Source organism: Marinobacter sp., from assembly GCF_033722735.1.
Lineage (GTDB): Bacteria > Pseudomonadota > Gammaproteobacteria > Pseudomonadales > Oleiphilaceae > Marinobacter.
This window is the reverse complement of the sequence record NZ_JAWVYN010000002.1, coordinates 259,391-277,559: the sequence shown is the minus strand read 5'-3', so window position 1 is coordinate 277,559 and position 18,169 is coordinate 259,391. Positions and strand designations below refer to the sequence as shown.

19 protein-coding genes are annotated in these 18,169 nt (G+C 60.2%); 11 read left to right on the top strand and 8 right to left on the bottom strand.

Features of this window, described 5'->3' with window-relative positions; genetic code table 11:
• Positions 1-269: 269 nt before the first annotated feature.
• Positions 270-1,922, top strand: a complete 1,653-nt coding sequence (locus R3175_RS03115) for an electron transfer flavoprotein-ubiquinone oxidoreductase (protein WP_318942362.1) — start codon at positions 270-272, stop codon at positions 1,920-1,922.
• Between the two features lie 114 nt (positions 1,923-2,036).
• Here the strand turns inward: R3175_RS03115 and R3175_RS03110 are convergent, their stop codons facing one another.
• The 7 genes from R3175_RS03110 to R3175_RS03080 all read right to left on the bottom strand — a co-directional run bounded on the left by R3175_RS03110 (position 2,037) and on the right by R3175_RS03080 (position 7,631).
• A complete protein-coding gene (locus tag R3175_RS03110) occupies positions 2,037-2,498 on the bottom strand; it encodes a peptidylprolyl isomerase (protein ID WP_318942360.1) in 462 nt (153 codons plus the stop codon).
• 209 nt (positions 2,499-2,707) lie between these two features.
• Entirely contained in the window at positions 2,708-3,268 is a 561-nt protein-coding gene (locus R3175_RS03105) for a DUF1285 domain-containing protein (protein ID WP_318942358.1), read from the bottom strand.
• Positions 3,269-3,295: 27 nt separating this feature from the next.
• A complete protein-coding gene (locus R3175_RS03100; RefSeq protein ID WP_318942356.1) occupies positions 3,296-4,192 on the bottom strand; it encodes a radical SAM protein in 897 nt (298 codons plus the stop codon).
• Positions 4,193-4,269: 77 nt separating this feature from the next.
• Entirely contained in the window at positions 4,270-4,719 is a 450-nt protein-coding gene (locus tag R3175_RS03095; RefSeq protein ID WP_318942480.1) for a SixA phosphatase family protein, read from the bottom strand.
• Between the two features lie 25 nt (positions 4,720-4,744).
• Entirely contained in the window at positions 4,745-5,812 is a 1,068-nt protein-coding gene (locus R3175_RS03090) for an NAD(P)H-dependent glycerol-3-phosphate dehydrogenase (protein WP_318942353.1), read from the bottom strand.
• A gap of 80 nt (positions 5,813-5,892) precedes the next feature.
• Positions 5,893-6,384 (bottom strand): STAS domain-containing protein, encoded by a 492-nt coding sequence (locus R3175_RS03085; RefSeq protein ID WP_318942352.1) that lies wholly within the window; start codon positions 6,382-6,384, stop codon positions 5,893-5,895.
• A 14-nt stretch (positions 6,385-6,398) separates the two neighbouring features.
• On the bottom strand, positions 6,399-7,631 hold the full coding sequence (locus R3175_RS03080) for a PP2C family protein-serine/threonine phosphatase (RefSeq protein WP_318942350.1): 1,233 nt from the start codon (positions 7,629-7,631) through the stop codon (positions 6,399-6,401).
• Positions 7,632-7,802: 171 nt separating this feature from the next.
• Between R3175_RS03080 and R3175_RS03075 the strand changes: the two genes are divergently transcribed.
• Positions 7,803-9,218: a phosphohydrolase gene (locus R3175_RS03075; protein WP_318942479.1), complete on the top strand. Its 1,416-nt coding sequence runs from the start codon at positions 7,803-7,805 to the stop codon at positions 9,216-9,218.
• On the opposite strand, the gene R3175_RS03070 is transcribed toward R3175_RS03075, so the two are convergent.
• Positions 9,204-10,256: an NAD(P)/FAD-dependent oxidoreductase gene (locus tag R3175_RS03070; RefSeq protein WP_318942347.1), complete on the bottom strand. Its 1,053-nt coding sequence runs from the start codon at positions 10,254-10,256 to the stop codon at positions 9,204-9,206. The two genes, R3175_RS03075 and R3175_RS03070, sit on opposite strands and share 15 nt — an antisense overlap.
• Before the next feature lie 109 nt (positions 10,257-10,365).
• Here R3175_RS03070 and R3175_RS03065 point away from each other — a divergent pair, with 109 nt between their 5' ends.
• The 9 genes from R3175_RS03065 to xthA all read left to right on the top strand — a co-directional run bounded on the left by R3175_RS03065 (position 10,366) and on the right by xthA (position 18,151).
• Positions 10,366-11,322, top strand: coding sequence for an acyl-CoA desaturase (locus tag R3175_RS03065; RefSeq protein ID WP_318942345.1), 957 nt, complete (start codon positions 10,366-10,368; stop codon positions 11,320-11,322).
• Positions 11,319-11,786: a nuclear transport factor 2 family protein gene (locus tag R3175_RS03060; RefSeq protein ID WP_318942343.1), complete on the top strand. Its 468-nt coding sequence runs from the start codon at positions 11,319-11,321 to the stop codon at positions 11,784-11,786. Before R3175_RS03065 ends, R3175_RS03060 begins: the two co-directional genes overlap by 4 nt.
• Complete coding sequence (locus R3175_RS03055; RefSeq protein ID WP_318942341.1) at positions 11,783-12,583, top strand: SDR family NAD(P)-dependent oxidoreductase; 801 nt, start codon at positions 11,783-11,785, stop codon at positions 12,581-12,583. The genes R3175_RS03060 and R3175_RS03055 overlap by 4 nt, the downstream gene beginning before the upstream one ends.
• Positions 12,580-13,845: an NAD(P)/FAD-dependent oxidoreductase gene (locus tag R3175_RS03050; protein WP_318942338.1), complete on the top strand. Its 1,266-nt coding sequence runs from the start codon at positions 12,580-12,582 to the stop codon at positions 13,843-13,845. The genes R3175_RS03055 and R3175_RS03050 overlap by 4 nt, the downstream gene beginning before the upstream one ends.
• Positions 13,842-14,741, top strand: a complete 900-nt coding sequence (locus R3175_RS03045) for a DUF1365 domain-containing protein (RefSeq protein ID WP_318942335.1) — start codon at positions 13,842-13,844, stop codon at positions 14,739-14,741. Before R3175_RS03050 ends, R3175_RS03045 begins: the two co-directional genes overlap by 4 nt.
• Positions 14,729-15,997: a cyclopropane-fatty-acyl-phospholipid synthase family protein gene (locus tag R3175_RS03040; RefSeq protein ID WP_318942333.1), complete on the top strand. Its 1,269-nt coding sequence runs from the start codon at positions 14,729-14,731 to the stop codon at positions 15,995-15,997. Before R3175_RS03045 ends, R3175_RS03040 begins: the two co-directional genes overlap by 13 nt.
• Positions 15,975-16,499 (top strand): DUF2878 domain-containing protein, encoded by a 525-nt coding sequence (locus R3175_RS03035; RefSeq protein WP_318942332.1) that lies wholly within the window; start codon positions 15,975-15,977, stop codon positions 16,497-16,499. Before R3175_RS03040 ends, R3175_RS03035 begins: the two co-directional genes overlap by 23 nt.
• A 17-nt stretch (positions 16,500-16,516) precedes the next feature.
• On the top strand, positions 16,517-17,257 hold the full coding sequence (locus tag R3175_RS03030) for a hypothetical protein (RefSeq protein ID WP_318942331.1): 741 nt from the start codon (positions 16,517-16,519) through the stop codon (positions 17,255-17,257).
• Positions 17,258-17,338: 81 nt separating this feature from the next.
• A complete protein-coding gene (gene xthA, locus R3175_RS03025) occupies positions 17,339-18,151 on the top strand; it encodes an exodeoxyribonuclease III (protein ID WP_318942330.1) in 813 nt (270 codons plus the stop codon).
• Positions 18,152-18,169: the final 18 nt, after the last annotated feature.

Here is an 18,169-nt window from a genome sequence, read left to right as displayed (position 1 = left end):
TCCGGATTGTTATATCCTAGAGGGCCAGAAGGTCAGTAAATCTGCCTTTCGGGAGTCGTTTAATAGCGCTTTGTCCGGTATTATTCGCCCCCTAAGCATACTGAGAAGGTTTGCAAAGTCATTAGGTTTGCAAATACATAAAGAGAGACGGGATTTTCCTCGCAGCTTAAGTTTAAGTGCTCTTTTTTGCCGGCCCCTTGTCTTAGCCGGGCAGTTGAGCGACGAGCGTCGAAGTCCTTATATCCACTGAGAAGTTTGAGGAGACCAACGTGGAACGCGAATCGATGGAATTTGATGTTCTGATCGTCGGCGGTGGCCCTGCTGGCCTGTCCGCAGCTTGCCGTGTCATGCAACTGGCACAGGAAGCCGGCGAAGAACTGACGGTCTGTGTTGTCGAAAAGGGTTCTGAAATCGGCGCGCACATCCTGGCGGGCACGGTGTTCGAGCCAACCGCCCTCAATGAACTCTTCCCGGACTGGAAAGAGAAAGGCGCCCCCCTGAACACTCCGGTCACCCGGGACGATATCTTCCTGCTGAAGAACCAGGAAGCCGCCACCAAGATCCCCAATGCCTTTGTGCCCAAGAACATGCACAATCACGGCAACTACATTATCAGTCTGGGTAACCTGTGCCGCTGGCTGGCGGAGCAGGCCGAGGCCCTGGGCGTGGAAGTGTACCCCGGCTTTGCCGCAGCCGAGACCATCATCGAAGACGGTCAGGTCAAGGGCATCATTACCGGTGACATGGGCGTGGCCCGTGACGGCAGCCACAAAGACGGCTACATGCCGGGCATGGAACTGCGCGCCAAGTACACTCTCTTTACCGAAGGCTGCCGCGGCCACCTGGGCAAGCAGCTGATCAATGACTTCAAGCTGGACGAGGGCAAGGACCCGCAGCACTACGGCATCGGCATCAAGGAACTGTGGGACATCGACCCGGCCAAGCACGAACCGGGCCTGGTGGTGCACACCACCGGTTGGCCGCTGAACGAAAGCGGCTCCACCGGCGGCTCCTTCCTTTACCACCTGGAGAACGGTCAGGTGTACGTCGGCTTGATCACCGACCTGTCCTACAGCAACCCGCACCTGAGCCCGTTTGAGGAGATGCAGCGTCTCAAGCACCACCCGGAGATCAAGAAGTACCTGGAAGGCGGCAAACGCGTCGCCTACGGCGCCCGCGCCATCACCAAGGGCGGCTTCAACTCCCTGCCGAAGATGAGCTTCCCGGGCGGCCTGCTGCTGGGCTGTGACGCCGGCACCCTGAACTTCTCCAAGATCAAGGGCTCCCATACCGCCATGAAGTCCGGCCTGCTGGGCGCCGAGGCTGTGTTTGAAGCCCTGAAAGAAGGCAAGAACGGTGAAGAAATCACCAGCTTCGCCGATCGCTTCAAGGACAGCTGGCTGTACAAGGAGCTGTACGATGAGCGCAACTTCGGCCCGGCCATGCACAAGTTCGGCAACGTGGTGGGTGGCGCCGTGGCATTCTTCGAGCAGAACATCCTGCGTCGCAGCCTGCCCTTCACCTTCCACGACACCATTCCGGACTACGCCACCCTGAAACCGGCGTCTGAGTGCAAGAAGATCGACTATCCGAAGCCGGACAATGTGTTGACCTTCGACCGCCTGTCCTCGGTGTTCATCTCCAACACCAACCATGAGGAAGACCAGCCGGTTCACCTGAAGCTGACCGACCCGGAGATTCCGCTGAAGGAGAACCTGCCCAAGTACGACGAGCCCGCGCAGCGCTACTGCCCGGCGGGCGTGTACGAAGTGGTGGATGCGGACGATGGCAGCGGCAAGCGCTTCCAGATCAATGCACAGAACTGCGTGCACTGTAAGACCTGTGACATCAAGGACCCGGCCCAGAACATCACTTGGGTCACTCCGGAAGGCGGCGGCGGCCCCAACTACCCGAACATGTAAGTTCGGTTCCGGTAAAAAGAACGGCCCTTCGGGGCCGTTTTTTTATGCGCTCTCTATTGGCGGCAAAAAAAACGGCTCACTGGGAGCCGTTTTTCGATCGCGCCGGAGAAAGGCTCAGTGCACGTGACCGTGCTCCTGCTCTTCGTCGGTTGCGTCGCGGGTCTCAACCACTTCCACGTCGAAGTGCAGGGTCTGACCAGCCAGCGGGTGGTTGGCGTCGATGGTAACGGTTTCGTCAGCCACTTCCACCACACGGACGATTTGGGGGCCGCCCGGGGTCTGGGCCTGGAACTGCATGCCCGGCTCGATGGTGTCAACGCCTTCAAAGGCGGAGCGGGGAACCGGCTGGATCAGCTCTTCGTTAACCTCGCCATAGCCTTCGGCCGGCTCTACGGAAACCTTCACCTGGTCACCGGCGGCTTTCTCGGTCAGCGCGCCTTCCAGGCCGCTGATAATGTTCTGGGCACCCTCAAGGTAAGACAGAGGCTCACGACCTTCTCCGCGGGAGGAGTCGAGCTGCTCGCCCTGGTCGTTGGTGAGAGTGTAATGGATGGTGACAACGCGAGGTTGGGCCATGAGATCTCCTTGCTGTTGCAATTGCAATGACTGTTAATTTGTAGGGCAATCGAAAGTGATCGTGAACAGCCGAACTGAACAGAGGGACTAACGACCACCAAGCCTCGTTAGTGAGCCGGGCTCGGTAACAAGTACAAGCGGACAGTTTAACAAGTGTGGGACTGTGTACGCTACCGTATTTCTTGGGATGAAGTCGCCGATTTCAACCCCTACCCCAATGGAAAAAACTGGCCGTGGCTCCGGATGCCCAGCACGCTCCGGCCATCCTGAACCGATTCCTCAACATAGTTGGCCAGATCGTAGTAGGCCGCCGTAACCAGCCTGGCCTCCAGGCCGTGCCGGACGGCCACCACCGGTCTCGGTTCATCGGAGTCAGGGTAACAACCGACAGTCAGCGGGTGCTCCCCATCGATGGGTATCCGCTCCCCCATGTTGGTGACCACAGACACCTGTTGATTGCTCCCCTGCCCGGTGACTTCCACCGAGTGCGCCAGCAAGGGCGCGTCGTCGACGACAAGTCGCCATTTCTCCACCGGAGTGACCAGGTAGTACTCACCATCGTCTTCCCGCCGAAGGATCGTGGAGAACAGCTGGGGAATGGCTTCCCGCTCCATGGGCTCGCCCTGGTAGAGCCACAGCCCGTTGCGAGCAATCCGGATGTCGATCTCACCGGACAACTCCGGGTGCCACTGATCAATCGGCGGTAATCCCTTCTTTCCGGAGGAGGCGGAATTGACTTGTGCTTCGATGTTGTTTGGATCGCCAGTCATTTAGGTTGCTCCCATAGAATCGGCATCTTACAGGCCCCGCATCCATTCCGGACGCAGCGGCGCCGCCCCCGGATTGTTGATCGCAAATGCCACCTGTTCCAGCATCCGCCCCTTGTCACGGCCCAGTACGCCTTTGAGCACCAGGTAGTTGGAGGCATGATCGCTACGGAATATGGTCTTATCCAACTCCAGGTGTTCGAGGAAACATTGGATTTCCTCGAACAGGCCTTGCTGGCTCAGGGGCTCGAAGTCCTCACCGAAGCCTGTCCGGAACCGCTCCTCTCCCAGGGGAAAGCTGACCACCAGGGTCGACAGGTAATGGGGTTGAGTCTCGTTGCAAAGGCGCGCCGTGTTAATCGCGTGTTGCCTGGACAGCGTTTCCCCACCCAGGCCATTCAGAACCATAACCGAACTGGTGAGGCCGGCCTGGTGAATCTTGTCCAGGGCGGACTTGGTGGACTCGTAGCTCTCACCCTTGTTGACCCGGCGCAGGACCTCATCGTCTCCGGACTCCATGCCCACGTACAGGATTTCCAGGCCCGCATCCTTTAATGCCGCCAGCTCTTCCACGGATTTTCTGGCCAGGTTCCGCGGCAGGCAATAGCTGGACACACGCCGGAGATCCGGAAAGGCATCGCGAAGCCTTGCCAGAATGTCCAGCAGCCGGCGTGTAGGCAGGACCATGGCATCACCGTCCGCCAGGAACACCCGCCTGACGCTACCGAAGGCCCTGGCCGCACGATCAATATCCTGCTGGATGTCTTCATCTTTGCGGGCCCGGAACTTTTTCTGGGGCTGAGTGTACATTTCGCAGAAGGTGCACTTGTTCCACGAGCAGCCGTTGGTTACCGGCAGGATCAGCGACTTGGCCTCACTGGGGGGCCGATAGACGGGTTCTACGTAGCTGATTGGAAACTCGGTCATGGCTCTACAGATATCTCCGGAAATGGACAAATGATGGTGCTGGCGAGAGCGTACGCTGAAACAATGGCGAAGGCCGGTTAGGGTAAAAACTGCGCCCGCAGGTCGGCACAGCCCGGACCGGCGATCGGCATGTCCAGCATCACCGCCTGACTGGTCATGAAGGGTATACCCTGTCGGTGACCGTCCACCAGCAACGTGGACAGGGCCCCGACGAACGGCATGTGAGAGACGATCATAATCGATTCGATCGGGTTCCGGATCAGCTGGTCCAGACAGACGCCCGGGTCGTCATCGGGCGTCAGGAACGGCTTTTCGGTCATCGGGCAGTTGAGAATCTCGGAGACAATGGTCGCGGTTTGATGGGCCCGGAGCAGTGTACTCGTCCAGATGATGTCAGGACGCCAGGGCGACTCGGCCAGCTTGCGGGCGACCACCGCCGTCGCCATTCGTCCGGCCTCCGTCAGCTCCCGTTGCTGATCCAGGGTGTGCCAGCCCGCCTCCCCGTGACGCATGATTATGAGATTCACCACTGCCCCTCCCTCGAGCGCTCACTCAATGAGTAAGAGTCCGCGGCAGAATAAACTCTACATCGGAATTCTGTACTGCCATCATCAAGCCATTGATGACCGCCTTGATGGACGCTCCGCCGTAGAGAATTTCGTGAAGGCCGCGCACCAGCGGCATATAGATGCCCGCCTCTTCCGCTTTCTCTTTGACAAGCTGTAATGTATAGATCCCCTCGGCCACCTGGCCCAGCTCGGAGATGGCCTCGTCCAGCTGCTTGCCCTTGCCGACGGCATATCCAACCCGATAATTCCGGCTTTTCGACGAAGTACAGGTCACCACCAGGTCGCCAACCCCGGCCAGCCCCATAAAGGTCATCGGGTTGGCACCCAGGCTGACCGCAAACCGGCTCATTTCCGCCAGGCTTCGGGTTATCAGCATGGACTTGGCGTTTTCCCCCAGGTCCAGGGCAGCCGCCAGTCCGGACACAATGGCGTAGATGTTCTTGAGGGCGCCGGCCAACTCAACACCATAGACATCGACGTTGGCGTAGACCCGGAAATATTCGCAACCCAGCAGAGTCTGGACAATGCGCCGTACGTCCGGGTCCTTGGCCGCGATCACGGTGGCCGTCAGATCCCGGTTAACAATCTCGCCGGCCAGGTTGGGCCCGCTGAGAACACCAATTCGGCAACGCGGAATCTCTTCCTGGAGAATCTCGCTCATCAACTTGAAGCCGTCCCGCTCGATGCCCTTGGTGAGACTGATCACGATCTGGCCATCATGGAAATCACCGGCATGCTCCCGGATAACGGTTCGAAACGCCTTCGAGGGAATGGCGACAAAGACCGCCTCGGCCGCTGTAATCGCCGAAGCGAAGTCGGTGGTGGCCCGGATATCCCCCGCCAGTTGGACGTCGGGCATGTAACGACTGTTGGTGCCGTGTTCGGCAACCTCCTTCACCTGTTCTGGTGAGCGCATCCAGAAATGCACAGTGTGACCGTTTTCTGCCAGAACTTTTGTTATGGCGGTGCCAAAGCTTCCGCCGCCAAGAACGGCAACATTCGTCCCGGTGGACTTGGCGGGTTTGGGAGCGGACCCTTTATTTTCAGGCATAAGTATTCCGTTTACGCGTCGGTTTGAACTCTAGGCGGCGATGCACTGTATAAATGAGCGGGCTCGCGACCCGGGCTCGACTAGTTGGGCTCTTCACATTCCAGAGCACGAACAAGGTTCTTGAACTCTTCCCGGTTCTTGCTGTTCATGCCCATCAGTACGCGATGGGCGTCCAGCACCTTGTCCCGAACTTGATGTTCGCTGGCACGCAGTACCGGGATCTCTTCAAGCTCTTCGATTCGGGAGGCGGGTTCTCGGACAATGATGAAGATCTTGTCGAACCCCATGGAAGTGATGATGCGTGTGATGTCGGGATTGGTCGAAATCAGGGTTGGCAGGAAGTGGCTCTGCTTCTGCGCCGCCATGGCGATCTTGGCGATTAGCCCCAGGGTGGTGCTGTCGATGATCTCGGTTTCGGTGAGATCGACGACCACCGTCTTGAACGCCGGATCCTGAGTGATGGACTCTACCAAATGATCCAGCGTGGAACACAGGTTCAGCCGGATTTCCCCAATGAACTTCAGGACGTAAATGCCCTGTTTCTCAGCCTGTAGGATTTTGCAGCCAGCCATCATCTACACTGCCACTATTTCGACTCAACGCTGCCCGCCGGCGTACTCTCCTGCTGCGGGGAAGCGGTTTTTACCGTATCCGTCACTGATACAATAGCGATGTCGTCAGGTAGCTCTGACATCTCATCGAGATTCAGGGCATCACTTAGCGAGGCGATAGTGTGACGACCTCCCGACACGAGTTCAAGTAGTCGGGCTTCCTTTTTTGCCAGGCTCTTGGCCTTTATAACCTCCAGTATTCCATCCGAAAACAGAAATAACTGAAATGGCGCCTTGAGCTTCATCTCGTACACTTCCCACTGAGGGTGCTCGAACAGCCCTACCGGCAAGCCATTACCTTCCAGAAACATGGTCTCCCCCCCCGCTTCCGAGAGGATCGGCATGGGGAAATGAGCGCCCACGGCGTATTTCAGGGTCTGTTCCTGTTCTGAGATGATGCCTACGAATACTGTGACATGTTTTCCCAGCCCAGTATCCAGTAATTCTGAATTAATTCTTTCCAGGAACCGGTCCGGGTACAGAATGTCGTCACTGGACCCCCGTCGCAGGTTGCGTTGCAGGCGATTGGTGAGATTCTTGAGGAGGACCGTCACGAAGGCGGAGCTTGCGCCATGGCCGGAGACGTCGGCGATGTACACCAGGGTCTGGTCCCGCGAAATACGGAAATAATCGAGAAAGTCCCCACTGAGGTACAGCGACGGCTTGATCATATGATCAATGGCCAGGCTGCCCAGCTGCTGGCCATGCTCGGGTAGCATCTTGAGCTGCACCTTGCGCCCGGCCCGCTGGTCCGCCCGGAGCTCCGCGATGCCGGCCCGCAGGTCGCTGTTGGCCTCTTCAAGTTCCTGTCGATACAGCTGGTTGAGGCGGTTGACCCGGACCCGGTCGAACAGTTTTTCCAGGACGTCGTCCACCGTAGCCTTGTCGACAAGCGGTTTGAGCACAAAGTCCTCCGCGCCAGCGCGCAGGGCAGAGATAACCTCCGCTGCCGCGGCAGCCTTGCAATAGGCAACCACGGGAACAAAGGCATCGTCGTTTTCCAGCTTCTCGCTGAGTCGTTGAATCTCCCGCGGGGGAAGATCGGCAAAGATGACATCCGGCTCGTGGTCGTCGAACAGTCCCTGGGCGGCATTAACATCGGAATAACCCTGGACGTAGAATCCTTTGGACTCCAGGTAACGGTCCAGCTCCGAACGGGCATGTTCGTCGGAATCGATAATCAGAATGCGCTCTGTGCGCGAGGCCATGGCCGGCGTCCTAAACTGCTTTGGTGGAACGACATAACGACGTGTTGGGTATTCTTTTGCCTATTCTGGCACGGCACTGTGATATAACAAGGCGGTAAACTCGATTTTTGGAGATTTTACGTGACGCGTAGCGCAGTTAACGATCTTCTGGGTGCTTTCGACAAGCTGATCATGGACCCGGTACACGGCGGCATCCCCCTCTACCGCCACGAAATACGCATCATCGATCACCCGCTTTTCCAGCGTCTGCGTAACATTTGCCAGAACGACATACTCAGCCTGGTGTTTCCCGGCGCGACCCATTCGCGATTTCTTCACAGCATCGGCGTCATGCATGTGGGCAGTCGAATGTTCCGGGCGATGATCGACGCCTACCTCCGGGAACGGGAGCTCAGCGAGAATGTGGGTCTGAGTCTCCACCAACTGGATGCCATTGACTACCTCACCAAGGTCATCCGCCTGGGCTGCCTGCTTCACGACAGCGGGCATTCCAGTTTCTCCCACCAGTTTACCCAGGCCGACCGGATCCACCAGTTGATGGCCCGCCCCAACCGGTTCCAGGACCTCTGGCAACACGCCGACTACACACGCTATTACCGGCAACCGCCCACGGAACTGGAGCACGAACATTACTCGGTCAGGGTCGCCCACGAAGTACTGGCGGACATTGGCCTGGACGAAGCGGGCCTGCAGGCCGAAGACGTACTGGGCATCATGGAAACCACCGAGGTGTCACCCAGTGACGCCTTCTGTCGCCATGCCCGGACGTTCTGGTCGTTTATTGCCGGTGAAGACGCCGAAACCGGCGCCCTGCGGCATGAGAATACACCCCGACTGGTGATGGACCTGCTCTCGTCCATCGTCTCCGGTGAAATCGACGCCGACCGGGCCGATTACATGTTGCGGGACGGATTCCATTCCTCGGTAACCATCGGCGGCTTCAACCTGGATCACCTGCTGAGCAATCTCCGTTTCGGATGGGACGTGCGCGATCCCTGGCTGGGCCTGGCCATCACCCACAAGGGCCTGGGAGCACTGGAGGATTTCGTCTACAGCCGGCACCAGATGTACCGCAAGGTCTATGCGCATAAGACCGCGCTGGGCTTTGACTGGCTGTTGCGGGAAGCCATCAACGAAGTGCTTGACGAACCGGAGACCTTCGAGTGGGTGGATACCTGTCTCAGTGATATGCGCTACTTCGCCGAACTGACCGACAGTTTTTTCTGGGAGGCATTTCGGCGCTATGCCCGCAAACACCCGAAGAGCTACGCCCGCTGTATCGTTGACCGGGTCAAGCTGGACCACCTGGATACCCGGGAGGACCTGGCACCGGAGGAAATCCAACGCCATTGCGACTTTCTCGCCGACCGGATGAAGCTCGAGCGGGAAGATGTGGTGACCTGTTCGATGCGGGCCCGGTTTTCGAACATCCAGGACAACTTCAACGGCATCAAGGTGCTGGTACGGGACCCCATCAACCGCCAGCGGCACCTCAGTCAGATCACCGAGGTCAGTGCCTTCTTCAGCAAGTTTTCCGACGGCACCATCACCCATTTCTACCAACGACCGGCGTTACTGCGCGGCTGATCGATCGAGCGGATGTCGGCGGGTGTCCAGGGTCATCACCGCCAGCAACCGCTCCGCACTCTCGAAAGCACCTTCTACCCGCCCCCCTTGCAGCCAGTCACCACAGACTCCCAAACGGTCGTCGGGAAACCAGATGGGATCATGGGCACCAGGACCGTGAAACCGTGCGTAAAGCCAACAGTGACTGAGCGCCTGGTCCGGCGACGCCGTGACCGGCGCCAACCGTTGAAACTCGGCCAGCAACGAGGCAATGACGGTATCCGGGGCTGAACCGACATGCTCGCGGGACCAGGCCGGTGCGCCGTGCAGCACCCACCACTCCCCACGGCCCGTGCGACCGGGCTTGCTGCTGTCATTCGCCGCCCAGCGCAAGGGCCCCGCTGGGGACTCCAGGCCCTCAAAAGGCAGCCCCAGGGGCTCCGCAAAGTGCACCATCACCGCGTAACAGGCCTGCAGCGTCGCGGTCAGGGGCAGTACACGGTTCGCCGCGCAGCCCAGCCCGCTTTGACGGAACAGGGCCTCGGTCTGCACCGGCGGCGCCGTCACAACCACGGCATCGAAGCCACCATGCAGCTCGCCCCGGCTGTCCTCCAGCTGCCACTGGCCGCTCGAGGTACGTCCCAGTCGGGTGACCTGGCACCGGGTTCGGATAACCAACTGGCTTGCCAGCGCCCGGCTCACGGCGCTCATGCGCGGCACCCCCACATAGCGCCTGGCCGGAGTAAACGGTTCCCGGCCGCCGGATTCTGCCTGTCGGGCCAGCCGGCCTTGCCACAGGCCGTAACTATCCCCGGCATATCGGGCCAGAAACTCACCGAATGCGGACGTTCGGATGGTGAAGTACTGCGCCCCGCAATCCACGGTGCCGGCAGTTACCCGCGTTGAGGCCAGCCGCCCCCCGGGGCCACGGCTCTTCTCGAACACGTTGACCGACACGCCCCGCTCCCTGAGCCTTAAAGCCACCGTTAACCCGGCCATGCCTGAGCCGAGCACGGCAACCTGCCGTATAGCGTGGCTGGAGATTGTTTCGTTTTGCATAGAATCCAATGCATCCAAATGTCATGGGTGGAACGTAGAACCTGTCGACCCGGTGGCCGTGACGCCGACACACCCACCTTTCCCACGAATGACAAAGGACTTAACGGGCATGACCCAACAGCATCAATGGTTAGGTAACATTCTGCGATGGTTCGACGCCGACGCCAGCGTGGATCACCTGAATGCCGATTCCAAACGCGTCAATCCGATCCGGGTGTTGCCCTTCGTCGCCCTTCATCTGGCGTGTCTCGGCGTGTTCCTGGTGGGGTACAGCGGGTTCGCCCTTGCCTTCGCCACGGGATTTTTCCTGATACGCATGTTCGCCATTACCGGGTTCTACCACCGCTACTTTGCCCACAAGACCTTCCGCACCAGCCGTGGCTGGCAGTTCCTGTTTGCCGTCCTGGGCGCCTCCGCCGCCCAACGGGGGCCACTGTGGTGGGCGGCCCACCACCGCCACCATCACCAGCACTCCGATCGGCACCAGGACATCCACTCCCCTCACCACGGCGGCTTCTGGTGGGCCCACGTTGGCTGGTTTACCTGTGACGCCGGCTTCCGCACCGATGAGAAGCGGGTTGGTGACTGGCTGCGGTTTCCGGAACTGCGGTTCCTGAACCGGTTCGATGCCCTGGTGCCGGCGCTCGCCGCCGTACTGATCTATCTGCTCGGGGAACTGCTTGCCGTCACGGCTCCTTCCCTGGCAACCAATGGACTACAGTTGCTGGTGTGGGGGTTCTTTGTCTCCACCGTTGCGCTGTTCCACGCCACCGTGTCCATCAACTCCCTGGCCCATGTCTGGGGTTCCCGACGATTCAATACCGAGGACAACAGTCGGAACAACTGGTTCCTGGCCCTGATCACGTTGGGAGAGGGCTGGCACAACAACCATCACCGCTGGCCGCTGTCTGCTCGCCAGGGTTTCCGCTGGTACGAGATTGATCTCACTTACTACGGGTTATGGCTGTTGAGCAAGGTTGGCATTATTCGGGAGTTGAACCCGGTGCCCTTGCACATTCTGGAAGAAACCCGGGAATTGGACCGAACCAGGAGGGAGCGGCCATGACCGTGCACTCATTCAATGGCTCCGAGGCGGCGGGCCTCAAACTCATTTCACTGATGGACAGCTTCAAGGAGCTGTTCAACCGCATGGAAGCGGGAAGGATCGGCGACCTGAATCGGGTCTACCACCCGCAGGTCGAATTCCAGGACCCCTTCACAGCGATCCACGGCCGCCACTCGCTCGCTGAGTACTTCCAGGGGGCTTACCGAAACGTGCTGTCGTGCCGTTTCCAGTTTGGCGACCTGACCTTCTCCGGTGGTACCTGCTACCTGCCCTGGACCATGACGGTGTGTCACAGGCGACTGCGTCGGGGTCATCCGATCGTGGTGGAGGGGGTCAGCCAGATACGGGTTCAAGACGGCCTTATCGTCTGGCACCGGGATTACTTCGATGCCAGCCGGCTGGTGTACGAGCATGTGCCGGTGCTGGGGGCTGCCGTGCGCTGGATTCGGAGGCATGCCGTATGACCCGGCTGCTTCAGACGCCCACGGAGGTGTGGCTAACCGGTGCCGGATCCGGCATGGGGTACCAACTGGCCACCAGGCTGATCGAAGGGGGACACCGCCTGCGCGTGTCAGGGCGTCGGACTTCGTCGTTGCTGGCGCTTAGGGAGCTGGCGCCCGACCGAGTCAGGATACTGCCGGTCGACATTACAGACCCGGCCGCCGTCGCGGCCCTGGCAGACCCGTTGATGGTGCCTGCGCCGGTGCAGTTGGCCATTCTCAACGCCGGCACCTGTGAGTACCTGGACGCCACCCACTTTCAGGGCCGGGTTATTGCCAACAACATCAACACCAACCTGCTGGGAACCGCCCATTGCATCGAGGCGGTGCTTCCGGCATTGCGTCGGGCAAGGCACTCCGGCTTACCGGCCGCCCTGGTCATTGTCAGCTCCTCGGCCTGGTGGTTCCCCTTCAGCCGCGCGGAAGGCTACGGCGCCTCCAAAGCTGCGCTGAGCTATCTGGCCCATTCCCTGCGGGCTGACCTGGCCTGTGAAGGAATCGAGGTGGTAACGGTGTCACCGGGGTTCGTCAAGACGCCGCTGACCGATGCCAACGATTTTCCCATGCCCTTCCGAATCCCGGCCGAACAGGCGGCGGAGAAGATACTGGCGGGCCTCAGGTCTGGCCGGCGGGATATCCACTTCCCGCGCCGCTTCACCTGGCTACTGAAAGCCCTGCGTGCGTTGCCGCAACCGTTAGTCGACCGGTTGGCTGCACGGATGGCCCGATCCTCTGCCGCTCACCAGGAAACCAGCCTATGACCCAGACACGTCAACGCATAGCCGTAATCGGTGCGGGCATTTCCGGCCTCACCACCGCGTGGCTGCTGGCAGAAGACCACGACATCGAACTGTTCGAGGCGGGCGATTACGCCGGCGGCCATACCAACACCCGGCTGGTCGAGATCCAGGGCCGCCGCTGGCCCGTCAATACCGGTTTTATCGTGTTCAATGACTGGACCTACCCAAACTTTATTGCGTTGATGGATCGTCTCGGCGTCAAGTCCGAAGTGAGTGATATGAGCTTCAGCGTGGACAGTCGCCGGAACGGGCTGCAATACAACGGTAACCGGCTCAACAGCCTGTTCGCCCAGCGCCGAAATCTGCTCAATCCGCGGTTCCTACGAATGATCACGGAGATTCTTCGGTTCAACCGGCTTGCCCGGGACGACTTGAACACCAGCCGGATCAGCGATGACGAATCTCTGGGCAGTTACCTCAACCGGCACCGCTTCTCCCGCTACTTTCGTAACCATTACATCGTTCCCATGGGGGCGGCAATTTGGTCCGCACCGGAGATTGTGCTGGAGCAATTTCCGGTGCGGTTCTTCCTGCAGTTCTTCAACAACCACGGCATGCTCTCGGTGGACAGTCGCCCCACCTGGCGGGTGATCTCCGGCGGCTCATCCCAGTATGTTGACCGGATGATGGAGCGGTTGGGCCCGCACACCCACCTCAACTGCCCGGTTTCCCGGGTTCGGCGGCACGACGACCGTGTGGAGGTCGATGTGGCGGACGAAACGTGGAGCTTCGACCAGGTCGTCTTTGCCTGTCACAGCGACCAGGCCCTTAAGCTGCTGGCGGACCCCACCAGCGCCGAACGGTCGGTGCTGGGCGCCATCCCCTATCAGGACAACGAGGTTGTGCTACACACCGATACCACCGTCCTGCCCTCCAAGCGGCTGGCCTGGGCCGCCTGGAACTACCACGTTCCGGAACACCGCAGCGAACCGGTGTCGGTGACCTACAACATGAACATCCTGCAGAATTTTCACGATGCGCCGGAGACCTTTTGCGTCACCCTGAACCGATCCCGGGATATCGACCCGGGCAAGATCATCGAGTGTTACCGGTACGCCCATCCAGTGTTCTCTCAGGACGCCGTCGCGGCCCAGCGGCGTTACCACGACATCGGTGGGCGAAACCGCACCCATTTCTGTGGCGCTTACTGGTTCAACGGTTTCCATGAAGACGGCGTCAACAGCGCCCTGCGGGTTACCCAGGCATTCGGAGTGTCGTTATGAGCAAACCCAGCGAGTTTGCCAGTGACTGGCTGGAAGGCACCGTTCGTCACCGTCGTCACACTCCGGTGGCCCATCAGTTCTGTTACAGCACCGGCATGCTGGCGCTGGACCTGTCCGAATGGCAGCGGGTGAGCGACATCAGCCCGTGGTTTTCGCTGGAACGGTTCAACTGGGTGGCCCTCTACCGGGGCGACTACCTGGCACCCGGCGGCGCTTCGTTGCAGAGTGAGGTCACCGTTTGGGTGGAGACTCAGACCGGCTGGCGCCCCGATGGTCCGATTCAGCTCATCACCCACCCCCGTTACTTCGGCTACGTCTTTAACCCGGTCAGCTTTTACTTCTGTTACAACAGGGGCGAGGCGCCATCCTCCGGTGCCGTCCCCAAGGTGATCCTCGCCCACATTACCAACACACCGTGGAATGAACGGCACCTGTACTGCCTGGAATGCTCCGGTGAGCGAACCGGCCAGCACGGATGGCAGACCGTTCAGTTTGAGTTCGATAAACGTTTTCACGTCTCGCCGTTCAATGATATGGCCCAGCGATACCGCTGGCTGTTCAGTTTTCGGGGCTCGGAATTGCGCATCCACATGGACGTGCACGCCGGCAAGAAGGTTTTTGACGCCACCCTGGAGGTCCAAAGAGCCCCCCTGTGCCGTAACACCTTCCACAGGTCGCTGCGTCGGTTCCCGCTGGAGTGCATCAAGGTGGTCAGCGGTATTTACTGGCAGGCGCTACGCCTCAAGCTCAAGGGCGCCCGCTTCCACCCTCACCCCGGCACGCTACCGGACAATTCGGCCCAGCACGGCCAGGGCCGTAACGACCGGGGCATGCCCCTGGCGCAGGCCGAGAACCATTCATCGTTAACAGGAAGAGTTCGATCATGGAGAACGTGAGAGTCATCGCCCCCCTTGCCCGCCAACCCCGGTTTGCGGCATTGGCCCGGTTGCTGGTCCTTCGACAGTTGGGCGCACTCGAGGAAGGCGAATTGCTGGTGAAGGAACCGGGACAGCCCGATGCAAAACTGGGCGATGGGGACTCCAGCTTTCCGTTGGCGGAACTTCATGTTCACAACGCCAGCACCTGGAAAGATCTGCTCACCGGCGGCGGCATCGGTGCTGCGGAGGCTTTTGTCGCGGGCGACTGGGACAGTCCGGACCTGGTCGCGCTACTGCGTTTCTTCGCCCGCAATGTCGACCGTCTCAATGCGTTCGAGGACCGTTTCAGCTGGATTTCCAAGCCGCTGCTGCGCGGTCTGCATCGCCTCAACCGCAACAGCAAGGACGGTTCCCGCAAGAACATTGCCGCCCACTACGATCTGGGGAATGAGTTGTTCGAGACGTTCCTGGACGACTCCATGATGTACTCCTCCGCCCTTTACCCCAGTGCCGACGCCACCCTGGAAGAAGCCGCGCGCCATAAACTGGATGGGATCTGTCAAACTCTGGAACTGCGGCCCGGCGACCGGGTTGTCGAGATTGGTACCGGCTGGGGTGGGTTCGCCATCCACGCCGCCCGCCACTACGGCTGTCACGTCACCACCACCACCATATCCGCGGAACAGCTGGAACTGGCCAGGGAACGGGTCAGGGCCGAAGGCCTGGAGGATCGCGTCACCCTGCTGTTCGACGACTACCGGGACCTGTCCGGCCGGTTCGACAAGCTGGTGTCGATTGAAATGATCGAGGCCGTCGGCCCGGAATACCTGGACGGTTACCTCGCCAAGGTGAGCCAACTGCTCAAGCCTGAGGGGCAGGCGCTGATCCAGGCCATCAACCTCCCGGAACAGCGCTATCACCGGGCCCTGCACAACGTCGATTTCATCCAGCGGTACATCTTCCCCGGTAGCTTCATTCCCTCGTTTGGAGCCCTTCTGGCGTCGCTCCGGCAGCACACCGATCTGGTGCTGTCATCGGTAGACGACCTGGGCTTCCACTACGCACGGACACTACGGGACTGGCGTCACCGCTTCAACGCCAACAGTCAGCGGCTCGAGTCCCTGGGTTACGATAAACGCTTTCAGCGGCTCTGGCAGTTCTATTTCGCCTACTGCGAGGCCGGCTTCGCCGAACGGGCCGTGGGGGTCTCGCAAGTCCTGTTGTGCAAGCCCCGGCACAAGGGAGCGGTGTATGGCCATTATGAGGCCCGCTAGCACGTTGTCCCTCGTCCTCAATTTTGCGGCTTTTCAGTTGGGTTGGTTAGTCTGCGTGCTGTTCACCAATCAACTGGCCGCCGTGGCTGCATTGTTGCTGGTATTGGCGCATCTGCGCTGGCTCAGCGTTTTCCCGGGACCGGAAGCGCTGTTCATCCTGCTTGGCACCGCATCCGGGGCTCTGCTGGACAGCCTGTGGCTGGGTACCGGAGTATTGGTCACCACCCCGGACAGCGTCCTCGCTCCCCTCTGGCTGGTGGCGTTGTGGGCGCTGTTCATGACCACACTCTGTCATTCCCTGGCCTGGCTCGGCCGTCGCCGGGTCCTGCCTTTCCTGCTGGCACCGATTGCCGGTCCCTGCGCCTACTGGGCCGCCAGTGGCCTGGGGGCGGTCCAGCTGGGTGACCGGGTGATCACGACGCTGTTGCTGGCGGCCGGCTGGCTGGTGCTGTTCCCCGGCCTGCTCACCATCCGCAAACGCTTCTTTCCCGGGCTGGTGTGATGTGCTGGCGCGGCCCCATGCAAACTGCAATCGCGTTGGTGGTGGCCTGGGCGGTCTGCCCCGGCCTCCAGGCCATGACAGCAAACCAGCAGTTCGTTGGCCGGGCCTATGGCGAGACCGGCGAGCTTCTCTATGAGGAGCATCACCTGCTGGAGGGGCGCTGCGAGTCGGGACAATGGACCCCGGACAGGCACACCGTTCGCTATCTGGCACCGGATGGGCAAGCCCCCTTTGCCACCAAAACCCTGCATTACTCCCGTTCCCTGCTCCGCCCGGAAGTGGACTTTCACCAGCCACGGTGGAACGAACGGCTCCTCATCGGCTACGATTCCGACGACAACGCCACCATTACCTGGCGCAAAGGCGATCACCAAAAAGAGCAGGCCAACTTCCCGCCGACGGCGGATCTGGTCTTTGATGCCGGTTTCGACCACCTGGTCCGGCAGTCCTGGGACCGCCTGCGCCGGGGGCAACCGGTCATGTTCCGGTTTCTCGCCCCAACCCGGGGCCGTAGCTACGATTTTCTGTTGGAAGCCGATCAACCCACCACCGATGACGGCGGCATGGAGGTAGTCATTCGCCCCGAGGGGTGGGTGACGCGCCTGCTGGTGGCCCCCATCGAGCTGCGTTACGACCAGAGGGGATTTCTTGTCCGCTTCGATGGCCTCACCAATATTCGCCAAACCGCCGAGGCGAACTTCAACGCCAGCATCCGCTACCAGTTGCAACAGATACCAAACTGCCCGTTGCTCCGCTGATTCTCCGGCCAGCAAGTGCCCGCCGAATCTGTGGTAGACTGCCCCATTCCTAACACCATGAGTCAGTTGAGTAATCGCCCCATGATGTTCGTTTCGTTTAACGTCAACAGTATCCGCACCCGCCTGCACCAGCTCCAGGCGGTCGTCGAAACCTATCAGCCGGACATGATCGGCCTGCAGGAAACCAAGGTGACCGATGACCATTTTCCGGTCGAAGACATCCAGGCGATGGGGTACCAGGTGCATTTTCATGGCCAGAAAACCCACTATGGCGTGGCCTTGCTATCCCGCCAGGCTCCCGACTCTGTCCAGAAAGGCTATCCCTGGGACGACGAGGACGCACAGCGCCGTTTCATTGCCGGAAATTTCCAGGTCAATGGCGAGAAGCTGACCGTCATCAACGGGTATTTTCCCCAGGGCGAGAACCGCAACCACGAAATCAAGTTCCCTGCCAAGCGGAAGTTCTACGCCGACCTGGTCTCCTATCTGGACGAACTGAAACGCAACGACCACCACATCGTGCTTATGGGCGACATGAACATCTCTCCCACCGACAAGGACATCGGTATTGGAGAGGCCAACGCCAAACGCTGGTTGCGGGAAGGCAAGACCAGTTTCCTGCCGGAAGAGCGGGATTGGCTGGCCCAAGTCGAGGCCCGCGGGCTGACGGATGTCTTTCGTCATCTCCACCCGGACGAGGCGGATACCTTCAGCTGGTTCGATTACCGCAGCCGGGGGTTTGAGCGGGAGCCCAAGCGCGGCCTGCGAATTGACCTGATCATGGCCAGCGAGGGGCTTTTGACACGGGCCACGGGTGCGGGCGTATCCTACGAGATTCGGGGTATGGAAAAACCGTCTGACCACTGCCCCGTTTGGGCCCGTTTCGACCTCTGACAGAAAAGGGACGCGCTG

Coding starts and splice junctions, on each gene's coding strand:
- R3175_RS03110 (WP_318942360.1), bottom strand. CDS start 2,498: ATGGCCCAACCTCGCGTTGTCACCATCCATTACACTCTCACCAACGAC.
- R3175_RS03090 (WP_318942353.1), bottom strand. CDS start 5,812: ATGCCTGAAAATAAAGGGTCCGCTCCCAAACCCGCCAAGTCCACCGGG.
- R3175_RS03040 (WP_318942333.1), top strand. CDS start 14,729: ATGGAGAACGTGAGAGTCATCGCCCCCCTTGCCCGCCAACCCCGGTTT.
- R3175_RS03050 (WP_318942338.1), top strand. CDS start 12,580: ATGACCCAGACACGTCAACGCATAGCCGTAATCGGTGCGGGCATTTCC.
- R3175_RS03060 (WP_318942343.1), top strand. CDS start 11,319: ATGACCGTGCACTCATTCAATGGCTCCGAGGCGGCGGGCCTCAAACTC.
- R3175_RS03035 (WP_318942332.1), top strand. CDS start 15,975: ATGGCCATTATGAGGCCCGCTAGCACGTTGTCCCTCGTCCTCAATTTT.
- R3175_RS03100 (WP_318942356.1), bottom strand. CDS start 4,192: ATGACCGAGTTTCCAATCAGCTACGTAGAACCCGTCTATCGGCCCCCC.
- R3175_RS03075 (WP_318942479.1), top strand. CDS start 7,803: ATGGACCCGGTACACGGCGGCATCCCCCTCTACCGCCACGAAATACGC.
- R3175_RS03105 (WP_318942358.1), bottom strand. CDS start 3,268: ATGACTGGCGATCCAAACAACATCGAAGCACAAGTCAATTCCGCCTCC.
- R3175_RS03065 (WP_318942345.1), top strand. CDS start 10,366: ATGACCCAACAGCATCAATGGTTAGGTAACATTCTGCGATGGTTCGAC.
- xthA (WP_318942330.1), top strand. CDS start 17,339: ATGATGTTCGTTTCGTTTAACGTCAACAGTATCCGCACCCGCCTGCAC.
- R3175_RS03030 (WP_318942331.1), top strand. CDS start 16,517: ATGCAAACTGCAATCGCGTTGGTGGTGGCCTGGGCGGTCTGCCCCGGC.
- R3175_RS03085 (WP_318942352.1), bottom strand. CDS start 6,384: ATGGCTGGCTGCAAAATCCTACAGGCTGAGAAACAGGGCATTTACGTC.
- R3175_RS03070 (WP_318942347.1), bottom strand. CDS start 10,256: ATGCAAAACGAAACAATCTCCAGCCACGCTATACGGCAGGTTGCCGTG.
- R3175_RS03080 (WP_318942350.1), bottom strand. CDS start 7,631: ATGGCCTCGCGCACAGAGCGCATTCTGATTATCGATTCCGACGAACAT.
- R3175_RS03045 (WP_318942335.1), top strand. CDS start 13,842: ATGAGCAAACCCAGCGAGTTTGCCAGTGACTGGCTGGAAGGCACCGTT.
- R3175_RS03055 (WP_318942341.1), top strand. CDS start 11,783: ATGACCCGGCTGCTTCAGACGCCCACGGAGGTGTGGCTAACCGGTGCC.